General features: G+C 53.4%; 14 protein-coding genes and 1 tRNA gene. 8 read left to right on the top strand and 7 right to left on the bottom strand.

Features of this window, described 5'->3' with window-relative positions; all coding sequences use genetic code 11:
- Positions 1 to 3 precede the first annotated feature (3 nt).
- Entirely contained in the window at positions 4 to 609 is a 606-nt protein-coding gene (locus tag MDHKLMBL_RS18695; RefSeq protein ID WP_104271961.1) for a hypothetical protein, read from the top strand.
- Here MDHKLMBL_RS18695 and MDHKLMBL_RS18700 read toward each other — a convergent pair.
- Together MDHKLMBL_RS18700 and MDHKLMBL_RS18705 are read right to left on the bottom strand one after the other, a co-directional pair.
- Positions 602 to 913 carry a hypothetical protein gene (locus MDHKLMBL_RS18700; protein ID WP_014577111.1) on the bottom strand — a complete coding sequence of 104 codons (312 nt, stop codon included), beginning with the start codon at positions 911 to 913 and terminating at the stop codon, positions 602 to 604. The genes MDHKLMBL_RS18695 and MDHKLMBL_RS18700 overlap by 8 nt on opposite strands.
- An 89-nt stretch (positions 914 to 1,002) precedes the next feature.
- Positions 1,003 to 1,494 (bottom strand): hypothetical protein, encoded by a 492-nt coding sequence (locus MDHKLMBL_RS18705; protein WP_104271964.1) that lies wholly within the window; start codon positions 1,492 to 1,494, stop codon positions 1,003 to 1,005.
- Between the two features lie 102 nt (positions 1,495 to 1,596).
- Between MDHKLMBL_RS18705 and MDHKLMBL_RS18710 the strand changes: the two genes are divergently transcribed.
- The 3 genes from MDHKLMBL_RS18710 to MDHKLMBL_RS18720 are packed head-to-tail and all read left to right on the top strand — an operon-like array spanning position 1,597 to position 3,820.
- Entirely contained in the window at positions 1,597 to 2,517 is a 921-nt protein-coding gene (locus MDHKLMBL_RS18710) for an ABC transporter ATP-binding protein (protein WP_008171591.1), read from the top strand.
- 26 nt (positions 2,518 to 2,543) lie between these two features.
- Complete coding sequence (locus MDHKLMBL_RS18715; protein ID WP_008171593.1) at positions 2,544 to 3,305, top strand: ABC transporter permease; 762 nt, start codon at positions 2,544 to 2,546, stop codon at positions 3,303 to 3,305.
- The gene (locus MDHKLMBL_RS18720) at positions 3,269 to 3,820 is read left to right on the top strand and encodes a DUF192 domain-containing protein (RefSeq protein ID WP_241956269.1); all 552 of its coding nucleotides are present in this window, start codon (positions 3,269 to 3,271) and stop codon (positions 3,818 to 3,820) included. Before MDHKLMBL_RS18715 ends, MDHKLMBL_RS18720 begins: the two co-directional genes overlap by 37 nt.
- A gap of 25 nt (positions 3,821 to 3,845) precedes the next feature.
- Here the strand turns inward: MDHKLMBL_RS18720 and MDHKLMBL_RS18725 are convergent, their stop codons facing one another.
- The gene (locus tag MDHKLMBL_RS18725; RefSeq protein WP_088557269.1) at positions 3,846 to 4,637 is read right to left on the bottom strand and encodes an enoyl-CoA hydratase; all 792 of its coding nucleotides are present in this window, start codon (positions 4,635 to 4,637) and stop codon (positions 3,846 to 3,848) included.
- Between the two features lie 188 nt (positions 4,638 to 4,825).
- Between MDHKLMBL_RS18725 and MDHKLMBL_RS21030 the strand changes: the two genes are divergently transcribed.
- From MDHKLMBL_RS21030 to MDHKLMBL_RS18735, 3 genes are read left to right on the top strand one after another with little or no spacing between them, the layout of a single operon-like run.
- Positions 4,826 to 4,969 carry a hypothetical protein gene (locus tag MDHKLMBL_RS21030; protein WP_167450411.1) on the top strand — a complete coding sequence of 48 codons (144 nt, stop codon included), beginning with the start codon at positions 4,826 to 4,828 and terminating at the stop codon, positions 4,967 to 4,969.
- Positions 4,970 to 5,007: 38 nt separating this feature from the next.
- A complete protein-coding gene (locus MDHKLMBL_RS18730; RefSeq protein ID WP_053115334.1) occupies positions 5,008 to 5,886 on the top strand; it encodes a DMT family transporter in 879 nt (292 codons plus the stop codon).
- 53 nt (positions 5,887 to 5,939) lie between these two features.
- A complete protein-coding gene (locus MDHKLMBL_RS18735) occupies positions 5,940 to 6,743 on the top strand; it encodes an enoyl-CoA hydratase-related protein (protein WP_104271971.1) in 804 nt (267 codons plus the stop codon).
- Between the two features lie 38 nt (positions 6,744 to 6,781).
- Here MDHKLMBL_RS18735 and MDHKLMBL_RS18740 read toward each other — a convergent pair whose 3' ends face one another.
- Entirely contained in the window at positions 6,782 to 7,144 is a 363-nt protein-coding gene (locus MDHKLMBL_RS18740) for a hypothetical protein (protein ID WP_104271974.1), read from the bottom strand.
- A 141-nt stretch (positions 7,145 to 7,285) separates the two neighbouring features.
- Positions 7,286 to 7,389, bottom strand: a tRNA-Leu gene (locus MDHKLMBL_RS20920).
- Between the two features lie 218 nt (positions 7,390 to 7,607).
- On the opposite strand from MDHKLMBL_RS20920, the gene MDHKLMBL_RS18745 reads away from it, so the two are divergent.
- Entirely contained in the window at positions 7,608 to 9,176 is a 1,569-nt protein-coding gene (locus tag MDHKLMBL_RS18745; protein ID WP_104271976.1) for a tyrosine-type recombinase/integrase, read from the top strand.
- A gap of 32 nt (positions 9,177 to 9,208) precedes the next feature.
- On the opposite strand, the gene MDHKLMBL_RS18750 is transcribed toward MDHKLMBL_RS18745, so the two are convergent.
- Both MDHKLMBL_RS18750 and MDHKLMBL_RS18755 read right to left on the bottom strand, forming a co-directional pair.
- Entirely contained in the window at positions 9,209 to 9,487 is a 279-nt protein-coding gene (locus tag MDHKLMBL_RS18750) for a hypothetical protein (protein ID WP_104271977.1), read from the bottom strand.
- Between the two features lie 377 nt (positions 9,488 to 9,864).
- On the bottom strand, positions 9,865 to 12,555 hold the full coding sequence (locus MDHKLMBL_RS18755; protein ID WP_104271979.1) for a hypothetical protein: 2,691 nt from the start codon (positions 12,553 to 12,555) through the stop codon (positions 9,865 to 9,867).
- Positions 12,556 to 13,087 lie beyond the last annotated feature (532 nt).

Below are 13,087 nucleotides of genomic sequence, written 5' to 3' on the forward strand. Positions count from 1 at the left end.
GTGATGATGGTTAACGGGTTGATTCTCTTCATTCAGGTCGGGCTGCTGGCGCTGCTTGTCCTGTTGGCTGTGCGGGTTATCTCGCTGGTGCGTTCCGAACCCATCGCAGTCGGTCGCCAGAAAGTCTGGCCAGCAACGAAGGACACGGTAGCTACCGACCTGCCCTCAAACAATTCCGAATGGCCGGTTGCCAGCAGAAGGCCGGTTCCTGAAACTGCTCCGGACCGGGCTGAGCTCATCACCCGATTGCACATTCTGGCTGGTCTCCAGGAACGGGATTGCCGTGTAAAGGGTCTGGTGCTAGCGACCGCACCCGATGCGGTCAAAGCCTATGCCACGGCTTGGCTGTACGGTGCCGGGTGCGCCCTGAGCGACAAAGGCAGTCGGCATTCCGAGGCACTGGCCGGGATTGTTGCCCAGACCATCAATCGAAAAACGGGGATTCGTCAACCGGAGGCGATGCAGGCGATCAGCACATTAACAGACAGTGCGGTTTATCTGGCTTGTTTCCGGGCGGGTCTGGAAGGTGCGGAGTTCTGGCGATACAACCATTTCGTACCGCCAACGTCGAGTCTTTACGACGCCATTACTGCCAACGCGTTTATTTAGCAGCCTGTCTGTTTGCGGTTTCAAGTACCCAGTCGGTACCCAGGGCAACGGGTTCCGCATGATCCTGCTCGTCCACTCGGGTTCCGGTTATTTCAGGCCGGCTGAAGCCGCCATCATCCGTATTTGCCATGCTGTCCACATCCACGGAACGAACCACATAGGTTACGCCGCCGGCCAGCACTTTCGCGCGATGAGTCAGGCCGAAAACAAACCGGCAGTAATCCAGCTTTAGCTGAATCAAATCCTGTTCCGCTTTGCGGATTTTTCTGAGCAGAACCTTCTGAACGCTATCTCCGTAATCCATCACGTTGTCCCTGCAAATGGCGATGAGATGATTTTACACAATCCCGTACCGTTGTCAGCCGACCAGTAGCCGGTTCAGCTGTCCCGGTGCTATTCGGCCTGGAAAACCAGCTTAACCGGGATGTTTTCGATGGGTTCCTGGCCCTGTTGCAGGTCAATGCGCCAGGTCATTTTGCCATCCACGGTGCAAAACGGGGCTGTGAATCGGGCGGAGTACTGGTTTTCCGACTGTTTGCCGAGGGGCACCGGGTACTCGCCCATGTACATGGACTCGCCCCGGAGAACAGCCAGAAAGCGTTCCGGACGTTCCGGTGTAGCAACGGTTAGCTGGTATTCAGTGCCCTGAGCGCCCACGCCCATGGTGTTGAGGGCAACCTGCCAATCTCCGGAACCATTTGACCATTGGCACGGACCGCTTTCCAGCAGATCACACTGAACGGTCTGGCTTTCTCCGCCGGACGTTTCGCCAGTGTCTCCCAGCAGGCGCCAACCGAACACACCGGCAACAACCACGGCCAAAATCAGTCCTGTAACAGCAATCGCGCGTAACATAACCGCTTCCCGAACAAACCTGGCCGGCATTATGGGGTTTTCTCCGGCCGAGGCAAAGGTTTCTAAACTGGCGCTACTCATGAGAAAATACTGCGCCTTCAATTCGACCCATTCTGACCACAGGACACGCCCGTGCAGCCGGATATTTCCGTTAAGCACCTGAGCAAGGTATATGGCGACGGTTTTCAGGCCCTGAAAGACATTAACCTGGACATCCGCCGTGGCGAGATCTTCGCCCTCCTCGGCCCCAATGGCGCTGGCAAGACCACGCTCATCAGTATCATCTGCGGTATCGTCAATGCCTCCTCCGGACAGGTAACGGCAGCCGGTTACGATATTGTCAAAGACTACCGCAAGGCCCGCGAGACCATCGGCCTGGTGCCACAGGAACTCAACACCGATTCATTCGAAACTGTCTGGAATGCCGTTTCCTTCAGTCGTGGGCTATTCGGCAAGGCGCCGAAACCTGCGCACATCGAGAAAGTCCTGAAAGATCTTTCTCTCTGGGACAAGCGCAACAACCGGATCATGTCTCTCTCCGGTGGCATGAAGCGCCGCCTGATGATTGCCAAGGCGCTCTCCCATGAGCCGCAGATACTGTTCCTGGATGAGCCCACGGCGGGCGTCGACGTTGAACTGCGCCGGGACATGTGGGAAATGGTGCGCAAACTTCGGGAACATGGCGTGACCATCATCCTCACCACCCACTACATCGAAGAAGCCGAGGAAATGGCGGATCGCATCGGTGTCATTCGCGGTGGCGAGATCATTCTGGTCGAGGACAAGGCCCAGTTGATGACCAAGCTGGGCAAGAAAGAGTTGCGACTGCAGCTGCAGCACAAACTGGACAAGGTGCCCGGTGAACTCACTCTGGAGCCGATAGAGCTGTCAGAGGATGGTTACGAGCTGATATACACCTTCGACTCCCAGCGAGAGCAGGCAGGGGTAACCCGATTGCTCCGCACGCTTGGCGATCTCGGTATCGAATACCGAGACCTTCAAACCCGGGAAAGCTCCCTTGAAGAGATTTTTGTCGGCCTGGTGCACGAGTAAAACGGCCGGCTATTCTGGAGAAATGCATGAACCTGTACGGTATCCGCGCAATCTACAATTTTGAAATGGCCCGCATGAAGCGCACTGTGATGCAAAGTGTGCTCTCGCCGGTTATCTCCACCTGCCTGTATTTCGTGGTGTTTGGCTCAGCGATTGGCTCGCGGATGGGCGACATCGACAACATCGCCTACGGCGCTTACATCATCCCCGGCCTGGTGATGCTGTCGCTGCTGATGCAAAGTATTTCGAACGCCTCCTTCGGCATCTACATGCCCAAGTTCTCGGGCACGATTTATGAAGTGCTTTCTGCCCCGGTTTCCTATGTGGAGGTGGTGCTGGGCTATGTCGGTGCTGCTGCCACCAAGTCCATCATTCTGGGGCTGATCATCCTGGCGACCGCCAAGTTCTTCGTGGACTACGACGTACTGCACCCCTTCTGGATGCTCTCCTTCCTGGTGCTTACCTCGGTGACCTTCAGCCTGTTCGGTTTCATTATCGGCATCTGGGCCGATGGATTCGAAAAACTGCAGATCGTGCCGATGATGATTGTCACACCGCTGGTTTTCCTTGGCGGTACTTTTTATTCAATCGACATGCTGCCAGAGGTATGGCAAACGGTGAGCCTGTTCAATCCGGTGGTTTACCTGATCAGCGGTTTCCGTTGGGCGTTTTACGGCGTGTCTGACGTTCATATTGCCATCAGTGTGGGAATGACCCTCGTATTCCTCACGGCCTGCATGGTCGGCATCTGGTGGATTTTCAAGACCGGCTACCGGTTGCGCTCGTGACCTGCGCATCAAGCCCGGTTCGGGGGGCGGAAGTCTGGGTCCTCCTTGCAGCCAGCTTATTGCTCTACGGCTGCTCCTCGGGCATTGCAGCACCTCAGGACGGCCTGCCGGTTGTCGAGGCCTGCTTTGTGTCTGCGTCGGGCGTGGTGCCAGTGCAACTCGAGATTGCCAGCACTTCCGAGCAACGCCAGAAAGGACTGATGGGCCGTACGTCCATGGCTCCCGATGCCGGGATGCTGTTTAAATACCGCGAGCCGAGATCAGCCAGCCACGGATTCTGGATGTACAAGACCCTGATTCCCCTCGACATCGCCTACCTGAACGAGGATGGCAAGATTGGCAGCATTCGCAAGATGGTGCCCTGCCCCTCGGCCAGCGGCTCCGGTTGCCCCACCTACCCGGCCGGTGTGCCATTCATCGAGGCCGTGGAGATGAACGCCGGCTTTTTCCTGGAACATGGAATCGGAACGGGCGACCGGCTTGCCATCGGAAAGGACAATTGCCCGGCAAATTAGGCCGGGCAATGTCTCAGCAACCGATTCAGCTGTCCTGCCACTCTGGCTTGCGCTTCTCCAGAAATGCGCAGATACCTTCCTGGGCATCGTTCGCCATCATGTTGTCTGCCATCACCTTTGAGGTGTACTCATAAGCGTCCTCCAGCGGCATTTCCAGTTGCCGGTAGAAGGCTTCCTTACCAATCTTCAGGGTATGGCCGGACTTGTCTGCGATGGTACGCGCCAGCTTGTAAACCATTTCGTCCAGGTGCTGCTCATCAACAATCTGATTGACCAGTCCGATGCGTTCAGCTTTCACGGCACCAATCATCTCACCGGTCAGCAGCATTTCCATGGCGTGCTTGCGTGACACATTCCGGGACAGCGCCACCATCGGCGTGGAACAGAACAGCCCGATATTGACGCCAGGCGTCGCAAACCGGGCGGTATCGGCCGCCACGGCCAGGTCGCAGCTGGCCACCAGCTGGCAGCCGGCGGCGGTCGCAACACCCGCCACCCGCGCAATGACTGGCCTGGGCAGGTTCACGATCTGCTGCATCACCTTGCTGCACTGATTAAACAGGGCCAGCTGGAATTCATGGCTATCAAACTGCTCACGCACTTCCCGGAGGTCATGACCGGCACAAAACACGTTGCCATGAGCCGCAAGGACGACAACCCGCGTTTCCGAATCGGAGGCGATGATCTCCAGCTCTTCAGACAAGGCCTCGAGCATTGCCATGGAAAGGCTGTTTTTCTTCTCCGGCTGGTTCAGTGTAAGCGTGGTAATGCCATTTTCGCTGTACTTGTGCACCAGCTCTTGTGTTTGTTCAGTCATGTGGACACTCCATTTGAATCGTTGCTGCACCGGGCATTCTGGAATCTTACCCAGAGTATTGCTGACTGCGTCTATACTGTCGAAGCGACTTTTGTAGGATGCTCAGTTTTCAATGCGTTGCGGTTGTTATAGACCTCTGCTGCCCATAGGGTGTTGGTAGAAGCCAAAACTGCAGAGAGGAATAACGCATGTCAAAATCGATGATCCTCAAAGCCATCTTCGCCATCGCGGTTATCGGCGGAGCAGTCTTCATAATCGTAAAAGACGAGCCAGCAACACCAACCGGCGACATCAACAGCATCCAGCCACTGCCGGAACAGGACAACCCATAAATTAACCGAACCACCACACCAGAACAGGCGAAGCCACGTTGCAGACTACCAGAATCAAAGGACTGACCATCGCAGCTCTGGGCGTGCTGTTTATCGTGCCCGATGCGTTGCTGGTGAAAATCACCTCCGTGGATCCTGTGGTCTTTCTGTTCTGGCGCGGCCTGTTACTGGCGATCAGTTTTTTTGTGATCAGCTGGGCGCGATACCGTTCCCGGCTGGTGCCTGAAATTCGAAAATGCGGCCGTAAAGGCCTGTTCTGTGCCGGTGCCTTTGCCATCAGTACCCTCGGGTTTGTGGTCGGCATGAAGAACACAGCCGCCGGCAATGTGCTGGTCATCCTGAACACCGCGCCGGTCATTGCGGCCGTAATTGCCTGGGCGGTATGGAAAGAAACGCTGCCTCTTCGCACCTGGGTAGTTATTCTGGTGTGCGTCACCGGCGCCACCTTCATGGCCGTGGGAGAATTCGGCAAGGGCGACCCTCTGGGTCTGTTGATGGCCGTGGTTGCCGCCACTGCCCTGGCCTCCAACCTCAACGTAGCGCGCTCCAAACCCGACAGCGATATGAGCGTGATGCTTATGTTCGGCGCGCTGGTGTTGGCAGGTGTTGCGGCATTGCTTGGTGGTGCGCAGATGCCCTCGGCCCGTGATTTCTTCTTTATCGCCCTGCTCTGTCTGGTGTTCCTGCCCACTGCGTGCATTCTGATCCAGATTGGCCCCCGCTATATTCCGGCGGCGGAAGTCAGCCTGATGCTGCTTCTGGAAACCGTGTTCGGGTCTTTCCTTGTTTGGCTATTCCTCGGCGAAGTACCGCCAAAGCTCAGCCTGGTAGGTGGTGTTATTGTATTCTCCGCCCTGGCGGTGCATGGCTGGACGGAAGTAAGCCGGTACCGAAAAGCGCGGGTGGCAGTTGATTAACCCGGTTCCCGCGCGCGAAGATACGCGCTGATCAAAAACAAGGAACCGCAACAATGACCACCGTACCCAAGCTTACCGATGCCCTGTTGACCCTCGAGAACCGTGTCGCCACGCTTACTCTGAACCGTCACGACCTGCGCAATGCGCTGACCGGCTCAAACCTGATCGACGACATCGTGACCACCGCGGAATGGGTTAACCAGTGCGAAGACGTGTCGGTACTGGTGATCACCGGAGCGGGCTCTGCGTTCAGCGCCGGCGGCAACATCCGGGACATGGCCAACCGCAGCGGCGATTTTGCCGGTGACGTGGCCGAATGCGCCGATCGTTACCGCAAAGGCATTCAGCGTATTCCGCTGGCCCTGCATAATGTGGAAGTGCCCATCATCGCCGCGGTCAACGGTCCCGCCATCGGCGCCGGCTTCGATTTGGCCAACATGGCCGATATCCGCATTGCCTCGGAAAACGCAAAGTTCGGCGAAACCTTTCTTAACCTGGGAATCATTCCGGGTGACGGCGGCGCCTGGTTCATGCAGCGCCTGATCGGCTACCAGCGCGCCTTCGAGCTAACGCTTACCGGGCGGGTGATCGATGCTACCGAGGCAAAGGAGCTGGGCATTGTTCTGGAGGTGGTGCCAGCGGACGAACTGATGAACGCCGCCAATGCCATGGCAAACCGCATGGCCAGCCAACCACCGAAAGCCACTCGCCTCACCAAACGCCTGATGAAAATGGCACCGAGGATGGAGCTGAAGGATTTTCTGGATGTGTGCGCCAACTTCCAGGGCATGTGCCACAACGAGCCTGAGCACCTGGAAGCGGTTAACAAAATGCTTGAAGCAATGTCGAAAAAATAGTGGCGGCGGCCAGATGGCCGCCTATCTAACAGACGGGGCTATTGCCCCGTAAAGACCTTGAGGTCGAGCTCTTTCTCCACCTGCCTTGCAATCGTCTCGTCAGAAAGACTGAAAGCCACATGGAACCCCTTTTCGGTCTCGATACCACCATCATTGATGATGGAAACCACCTGCGCAGGATCTGTCAGTTCGCTGACATCTTCGACCAGCGCTATCTGATCATCTTCCGAAAGCAGACTGTTTGCCGCTTCAATCGCCGACGAGGCACCCTGGCCGGGTGATGGCGTACAGACAATCATTCTCGCCTGCCCCACTGGCGTTACGATCAGCCGCTTGGCTTTCTCGATGGGGTCGTTCACATAATCTGCGATTTGCTTACCAATAGCTTCAACTTCGGCCATGGCGGTTTGTCTCCTTGGGCGGAAAACATTGAGTTAATGCTTACGCCTGGCGCAGGAACGTCGATCACTGCTCATTTGCCGTCGAGAACTGCGGGTTGACGAAGATCACGAGAAACTACTTGGGGACATTGATAAAAAAGATGGTGCTCCGGGCCGGAATCGAACCGGCACGACCTAACGGTCGAGAGATTTTAAGTTTCCTGCGTGTATTGCTTTTATTTGGTTAAAAAATAGCCTAAAACGCCGTAACCCATTGAATATAATATTTTAAATGGCTATTTTTCATAATATTTTTTGGTTATAAGCACTCTTTAATTAGCACTTTTAAATAATTAAAAACGATTATTTAAAGATTTGGTGTGTCAAATGAGTGTCATAACCATTGTAACATTTTGTCTCAGCGCTTCCCATTTTCTGTGTCATAGGGCTATTCTCCTGTGTCTATAAACTTTGGGAGATAAGCGTGGAAACCCTCGCATTTAGTCAAATCAAGATCAACAAAATCAGGAAGCAGATCAGGGAGTATCGCGAAGCGAGAGAGCGCGGCGAGGTTAAATATTGTCTGCCAGATGGGGAGGAAGTCAAATACATCAAAGACGCACGTGAAAACGGCGCAAGATTAATGCTCAAAATCACAAAAACAGGCGACGCTGATTTTCTTATTCGTGAGCGACTGCGAACTGGTCCAAAAAAGACGAAAAGCGCGAAGCGTTTTACTGTGGCAAGCATCGAACAGCCTCTTGCAGCAGTGACTGAGCGCGCCAAGGAAATGCAGCAGAATATCCTTGCGGGGCGGGAAGTCTATTATTCACCGGATGCCCCCAAACCAGAAGAGGTGGACCTCTCCCCCACTTTCCTAAGGTTGCACAAAGACCATCAAAAATATCACTCCGTCAAAGCTTCAACGCGCACAGAATACAGTGAGATATTTGAGCGCTACCTGGTTCCATGGCATGACTTGCAGATATCAAAACTGACGCGGGACGAAATCCTACGACTGCACAGAGAGATAACTGATAACGGCGGAAAGAAAAAAAGGATCAGGGCCGCCGACCAGGCGATTGGATACGCCAGAGCCCTCATCAGCAGCGCCCTGGAGAATCCGGCTCCCGACTACGAAAAGCCAAAAAGCAACATCGTCTCGGAAACCATGAAATATCACAAGGCATGGAACGAGGAGGGCGGACAGCCTGAGCGCACTTCGGAGCCGTTCCCTGACGATGCATGGGCGGACACGTGGCTGGCCATTAACGATTTAAAAAATCGGGTTCCCAACAGAAACGATAAGAAGCGACCCACCCTGTCAGTGACCGGAAGCTACTACTTCAAAATGCTCTTGTTTACTGGATTACGTGGGGGGCAGGTATCAACGATTGAATGGCGGCAGATCGACTTGGATCGGGGAACTATTTCGTGGATGGAGAAGGAAGACACCGAAAAGACCAAAACCAGTGAAAAGGTGTTCTATTTGCCTGTGTGCCATTACGTGTGGGACATGCTTAAGGAAATGAGGGCGCGTGAAATCGAGCAAACCGGGGAATGCACTGGCTACCTATTCAAATCACTGGGCAACGGCAAGAAGGGCCACGTCGACACGAATATGCGAACGCAGTGGAACATGATCAAAGCCCAGGTCCCGGCGATTGCAACTCAGAAGCCGCACGACTTCCGGGCAACGTTCGTTAGCATTGGGCAGAACATTGGGGTCAATGAGGTCGCACTGAAGACATTGATCAACCATACGACATACAAACAGCAGAACGTCCTTGAAGGCTATACAAAGCGAAAGGTCGAAGCGCTCCGGCAGCAAGCCGACAAGATTGCGAACCACTTCCTGGAGCACGTGGGAGAAAAGACGAAAGCCCCAGCCGCAACTCCACTGCCCGACTACCTTATGCGGCTCGCAAATTCAGAGGCAATGAAGACCGACAGGACCGTCGAGCAGGTTTTGGAGCGCTGGTTCAAAATGGGGAGTCAACTGGATCGAATTGAGTCTGATGATCCCCAGATTGAGATGATAAAGCGCCTATAGGCCATCAGATGTTGTTCATATCTCGCGGTTAATTAATTGTCCCAGCCTGGGCGCAGCGTGTCTTCATCATCGGGAAGGCTGTCGTCCGGGTCTGGGTCTCTGAGCCCGGCTTTCAATTTTTCCTGCATTCTCTCGCCCACTCCCGAAACCATTTCAGCATTCGCATCAAACAGCGCTTTCATTTGCCTTGCTGCTTCAACAGAGCCAAACACCTCCGCCATGTTCTCTATGGTTGCTGGTCGATGTGGCTCCATGCTCTTGCCAGTTCTGATGCCGACACCAAGCCGCCTTTTTTTGTTCTCAATTTTCATTGGACTACCTTATCAACAAGTAAAACCGGAGACTATATAGCATCAGTCGCACCGGTGAACGATGGGAAAAATGATATACAAAACCAGATATTAATTTGCTTTACTAGCATTTTTTTGGCTACAATGTAAACATGAAATCGAGAAGTGCATTCGGTTTCATCGGCGGGTCTAGTCAGCCTGGTCGTGATAGTTCCTTTCTTGTGGCGTAATTCCATTTCAGGCTCAAGCCCCTCTCCGGAGGGGTTTCTCTTTTGTGTCCAAATAATATTGTAGCCAAACAATTGCGGGCGCGGTGGGTGATTGCTTGGATATCGGCAATGCCCGACGGGTGCCGGGTCATTTGGTTGTTGGTTTGCCCGTCCGTGGGCGGTTGTTGGTTATGCGCAGCACCTTGCTGTTTTGAATTTCATCTCCGAGCTTTCAATCTTTTCATCGCTCAGAACATATCCAGAGATTTCGCCGAAATTGAACATTTCGGGGTGCGCTTCCGTTGATTTGAGCGACTCAATGAGTTCATCGAATGTAATGCCCACTTCCCATTTGCTGCCCGCGCTGACCGCACCCACCTCCCGAGTCTGGTCAAACCATTTGAGGATTTCCTTATCCGTTGTTGGATCGAAGTATCCGGAGGCCATGTCGCGGGCAACTTCCTCTTCCTCAGTCAGTTTATGGTTCGGGCGCGCAATGCCAGTCATGTGCAGGTTGAAATAAATGCAGCGATCCGCGCTTGCTGAAACCTTCCGGCTGTCTTTATTGTGTTCCTTGACGCTGAGGCCCATCTCTTCGTGCAATACCGAATTGATGCAACGCTGAGCCTGTTTTGAGTTGAAGCTGCGACCGCCAAACGCTTGGCTGTATGCCTCGTTGGCCTTCGTGGACTTACCGCCAACGGTGACAACGCTGCGCTTGTTTTCAACCCATTCTGCAAATCTCTGGGCCTGCTCCCTGGTGATAATTGCCGACTCACCGCGCATAATTTCAGAAAGGTCTATTTCGAGCGTCTTCATCAGCTTTTTGATCACCTTTCTGCGGTTAGCATCGAATGCCGACATGTTCCTGGCTGCTGACTCTACGCCGAGCCGGAGGTTGGTGATTTGCTTGCGCTGTCTTCCGCCCTTGTCTGCCTTCACGAGTTCCACGTCAATCTGGTTGGTTTTGTAAAACTCACGCAGCTCGCACTTCTCCACCTGATACTCATGCTCCCGAGTCATTTGCTCTGACTTGCGACGGTTTTGGGCGTCTTGGATTGAGATGTCATCAGCGTTGAGGATTTGCTCAATGCGCTTATTCTCGGCTTCGTCGTTTCCTTCCTTGATCTCTTCCTTGGCCTTGTCTTCGGCAACTTTATCGGCGGACACGTGGCTGATAGTGAAGCCTAGAGCCTCCATCATCATCAGGGTCTGGTTGTTGTAATTGCGGCGCATTCTGTTCTCGTATGCGATCCGCTTAACAACGTCCTGAACGCCCGGCATGGCCCAAAGCTTGTCCAGATTTTCCTGATTGTAGTCGTCGCCATCTCCAAACTCCCTTGCAGCCATGTTTGAAAAAACGTAGCCAATGTCATCAATGCGGTTCCTGTTTTTGGTTGCAAATGCCAAGTGGGTTTCCGACAGGTTGCGAACTCGACTGGTTGATTGAATGACCTCGGTCGGGAGCACTGTGCCAGCTGCAAGGACGAAGACCTCATCAAAATGGTCTGTCTCAATGCTTACCCCAGAGGAAACAACCGGAGACGCAACAACAAGCTGATACCCCGATAGGTTCTCGGCGAGGTTGCTCACAAACTCAGCTTTTTCTGAGTCCCCGAACACAGCCCCGTCAAGCAGCATGGACTCCCCTGTCGCGCTTTTTTGAAGCGTGTTGAATGTGCCCTCGAGCTTGTCGTTCTTGCTGTTGTGAGACTCATCTGAGATGACCAGGACGTTTTTGCCTGCTCTCAAACTGGCCTGCGCCGTTGCGATCATGGCGGCTTTTGTTGGATGCAAATTGATTTTGTGAGCAAACTCGCCCTGGGTCTTGGTTGCGACCGTCACTTTCATCCCGAGGGTCTCGGCGATCTTGGTGGCCGTGTAGTCGCTCATCAAGCCATCTGCCAGTACCGCGGTTCCCTCTTTGGCCGCCTTTTTGACGAGTTCATAAAACCCAGCAGTTGCTGCACCACGCTCTGAAAGCTTTCCGAATATGCCAATTGCGTCGGATGCGCAATGACTTAGCAACAGCTCCAGTTCGTCGCCCAAGACCATGCTTGTGTTGTTTCTGTGCTGCTCAAAAGCAGGGAGCCCAATCGTGGAGTTCACAACACCGATAACGCCTGCCGCATCAAAGCCTGAGCGGCCAGCGTTGGTATAGTGTCTCGGGTCGTTCTTCATTGGTGCAATTTGCGAGCGGCGTGGTGCAATGAGCAGCGGCGAGGCGTTGCGTTGACATGCACTTTCAAAAGTTGTGAAAAGATTTTCTTTACTCTTGCCAGAGCCCAGCCATGAATTGATGAGAACTGGGCCGCCCTGCTTGATGACTTCGTTGATCTCTTCGTTGGAGCCGGTGAAGAAATTCACGTTCGGGTTGTTCGGGTTAATCTTCACCATGTTGTGGGCCCTCTGGCGCTCAGCCCTCAGCATGTTGCGAAACATATCAATAACGCCCAGCAACGGTGTTGAGCCGTTGTCTATGGTGCGGTCATGGATTTTCTTCGCCATGTCTTTCTCAGCTTCCAACTGGCTCGGAATTTGAAAAGGAACTCTGGAGAGGTAATAGCAAGCAACTTGCTTCGCCGCAGCGTCGTACTCAATCAGGTTGCGGGCGTTGTTCAGCCTGAAGAAGGCAAGCTCGTGAGCCTTGTAATCCGCGCATAAATAGTCCGGCCCTGATGTGATGTTCGCGCCGTATTCCAGGGCGATCTCGACGTCGTCAAAAGCGTTTTCGGGGTTGGAGTGGATAGTGATGCTCGCATCAACATTTTCGCTTTGTAGGGCGACCTGTGTGCGAATGTCGGAAGACTCAATTATTTTGGTTTCGCTGTCTTTGGTAATTTCTAGCGCGGCAGCGTTGCGCGTGATTGTTACGTTCATATTAATTCCACGGTTCAGGTTAAGCCGGGTCAGCGGCCATACTTTTATTTAACTGGAAATTAATATGATGTGCAAGTTATTTTATGATTATCTAAAAATTTAAATAGCTGATTTACATTGCCTTTTTAGTATTTTTAGTTAGAAAAAGGGGCAAAAATATTGACAAGTTTTGCAACATTTTTTGCACGAAACCGGACCCCTTGTAACCCTCCGAAAGCCGCGCCCTGAAAGGGTTTCAGCAATACTGCAATGTGAAAAGATAGAGTTTTTATGCCCTTATATATGATCTTAGAGCTATCTCAACCTTCAATTGGACACTTTTCTGCGGCAGCGGAGCCACAACAAAACGCAGTTAAAGATGCTTCAGGATGGCAGCGCTGTCGCGCAAGATAGCCAAGGGGAGCGAGCTTATCGCTGGCTATCACTGATCAAAGTGTCAATAGAACTCTCGGCACCGCCTTGTTCAGTGATGTGTTATTAGCAACTCATGTTTGCGACACGGTGTCGCAAAGCTCCGAGTTAATCCTGAGTT

It is taken from the genome of Marinobacter flavimaris (assembly GCF_002933295.1).
GTDB classification, from domain to species: Bacteria; Pseudomonadota; Gammaproteobacteria; order Pseudomonadales; family Oleiphilaceae; genus Marinobacter; species Marinobacter flavimaris.

What these genes read in the sequence shown, in the direction of transcription:
- MDHKLMBL_RS18735 (WP_104271971.1), top strand. Translation starts at nt 5,940, where the DNA reads ATGACCACCGTACCCAAGCTTACCGATGCCCTGTTGACCCTCGAGAAC.
- MDHKLMBL_RS18705 (WP_104271964.1), bottom strand. Translation starts at nt 1,494, where the DNA reads ATGCCGGCCAGGTTTGTTCGGGAAGCGGTTATGTTACGCGCGATTGCT.
- MDHKLMBL_RS18700 (WP_014577111.1), bottom strand. Translation starts at nt 913, where the DNA reads ATGGATTACGGAGATAGCGTTCAGAAGGTTCTGCTCAGAAAAATCCGC.
- MDHKLMBL_RS18715 (WP_008171593.1), top strand. Translation starts at nt 2,544, where the DNA reads ATGAACCTGTACGGTATCCGCGCAATCTACAATTTTGAAATGGCCCGC.
- MDHKLMBL_RS18750 (WP_104271977.1), bottom strand. Translation starts at nt 9,487, where the DNA reads ATGAAAATTGAGAACAAAAAAAGGCGGCTTGGTGTCGGCATCAGAACT.
- MDHKLMBL_RS18755 (WP_104271979.1), bottom strand. Translation starts at nt 12,555, where the DNA reads ATGAACGTAACAATCACGCGCAACGCTGCCGCGCTAGAAATTACCAAA.
- MDHKLMBL_RS18725 (WP_088557269.1), bottom strand. Translation starts at nt 4,637, where the DNA reads ATGACTGAACAAACACAAGAGCTGGTGCACAAGTACAGCGAAAATGGC.
- MDHKLMBL_RS21030 (WP_167450411.1), top strand. Translation starts at nt 4,826, where the DNA reads ATGTCAAAATCGATGATCCTCAAAGCCATCTTCGCCATCGCGGTTATC.
- MDHKLMBL_RS18740 (WP_104271974.1), bottom strand. Translation starts at nt 7,144, where the DNA reads ATGGCCGAAGTTGAAGCTATTGGTAAGCAAATCGCAGATTATGTGAAC.
- MDHKLMBL_RS18695 (WP_104271961.1), top strand. Translation starts at nt 4, where the DNA reads ATGATGGTTAACGGGTTGATTCTCTTCATTCAGGTCGGGCTGCTGGCG.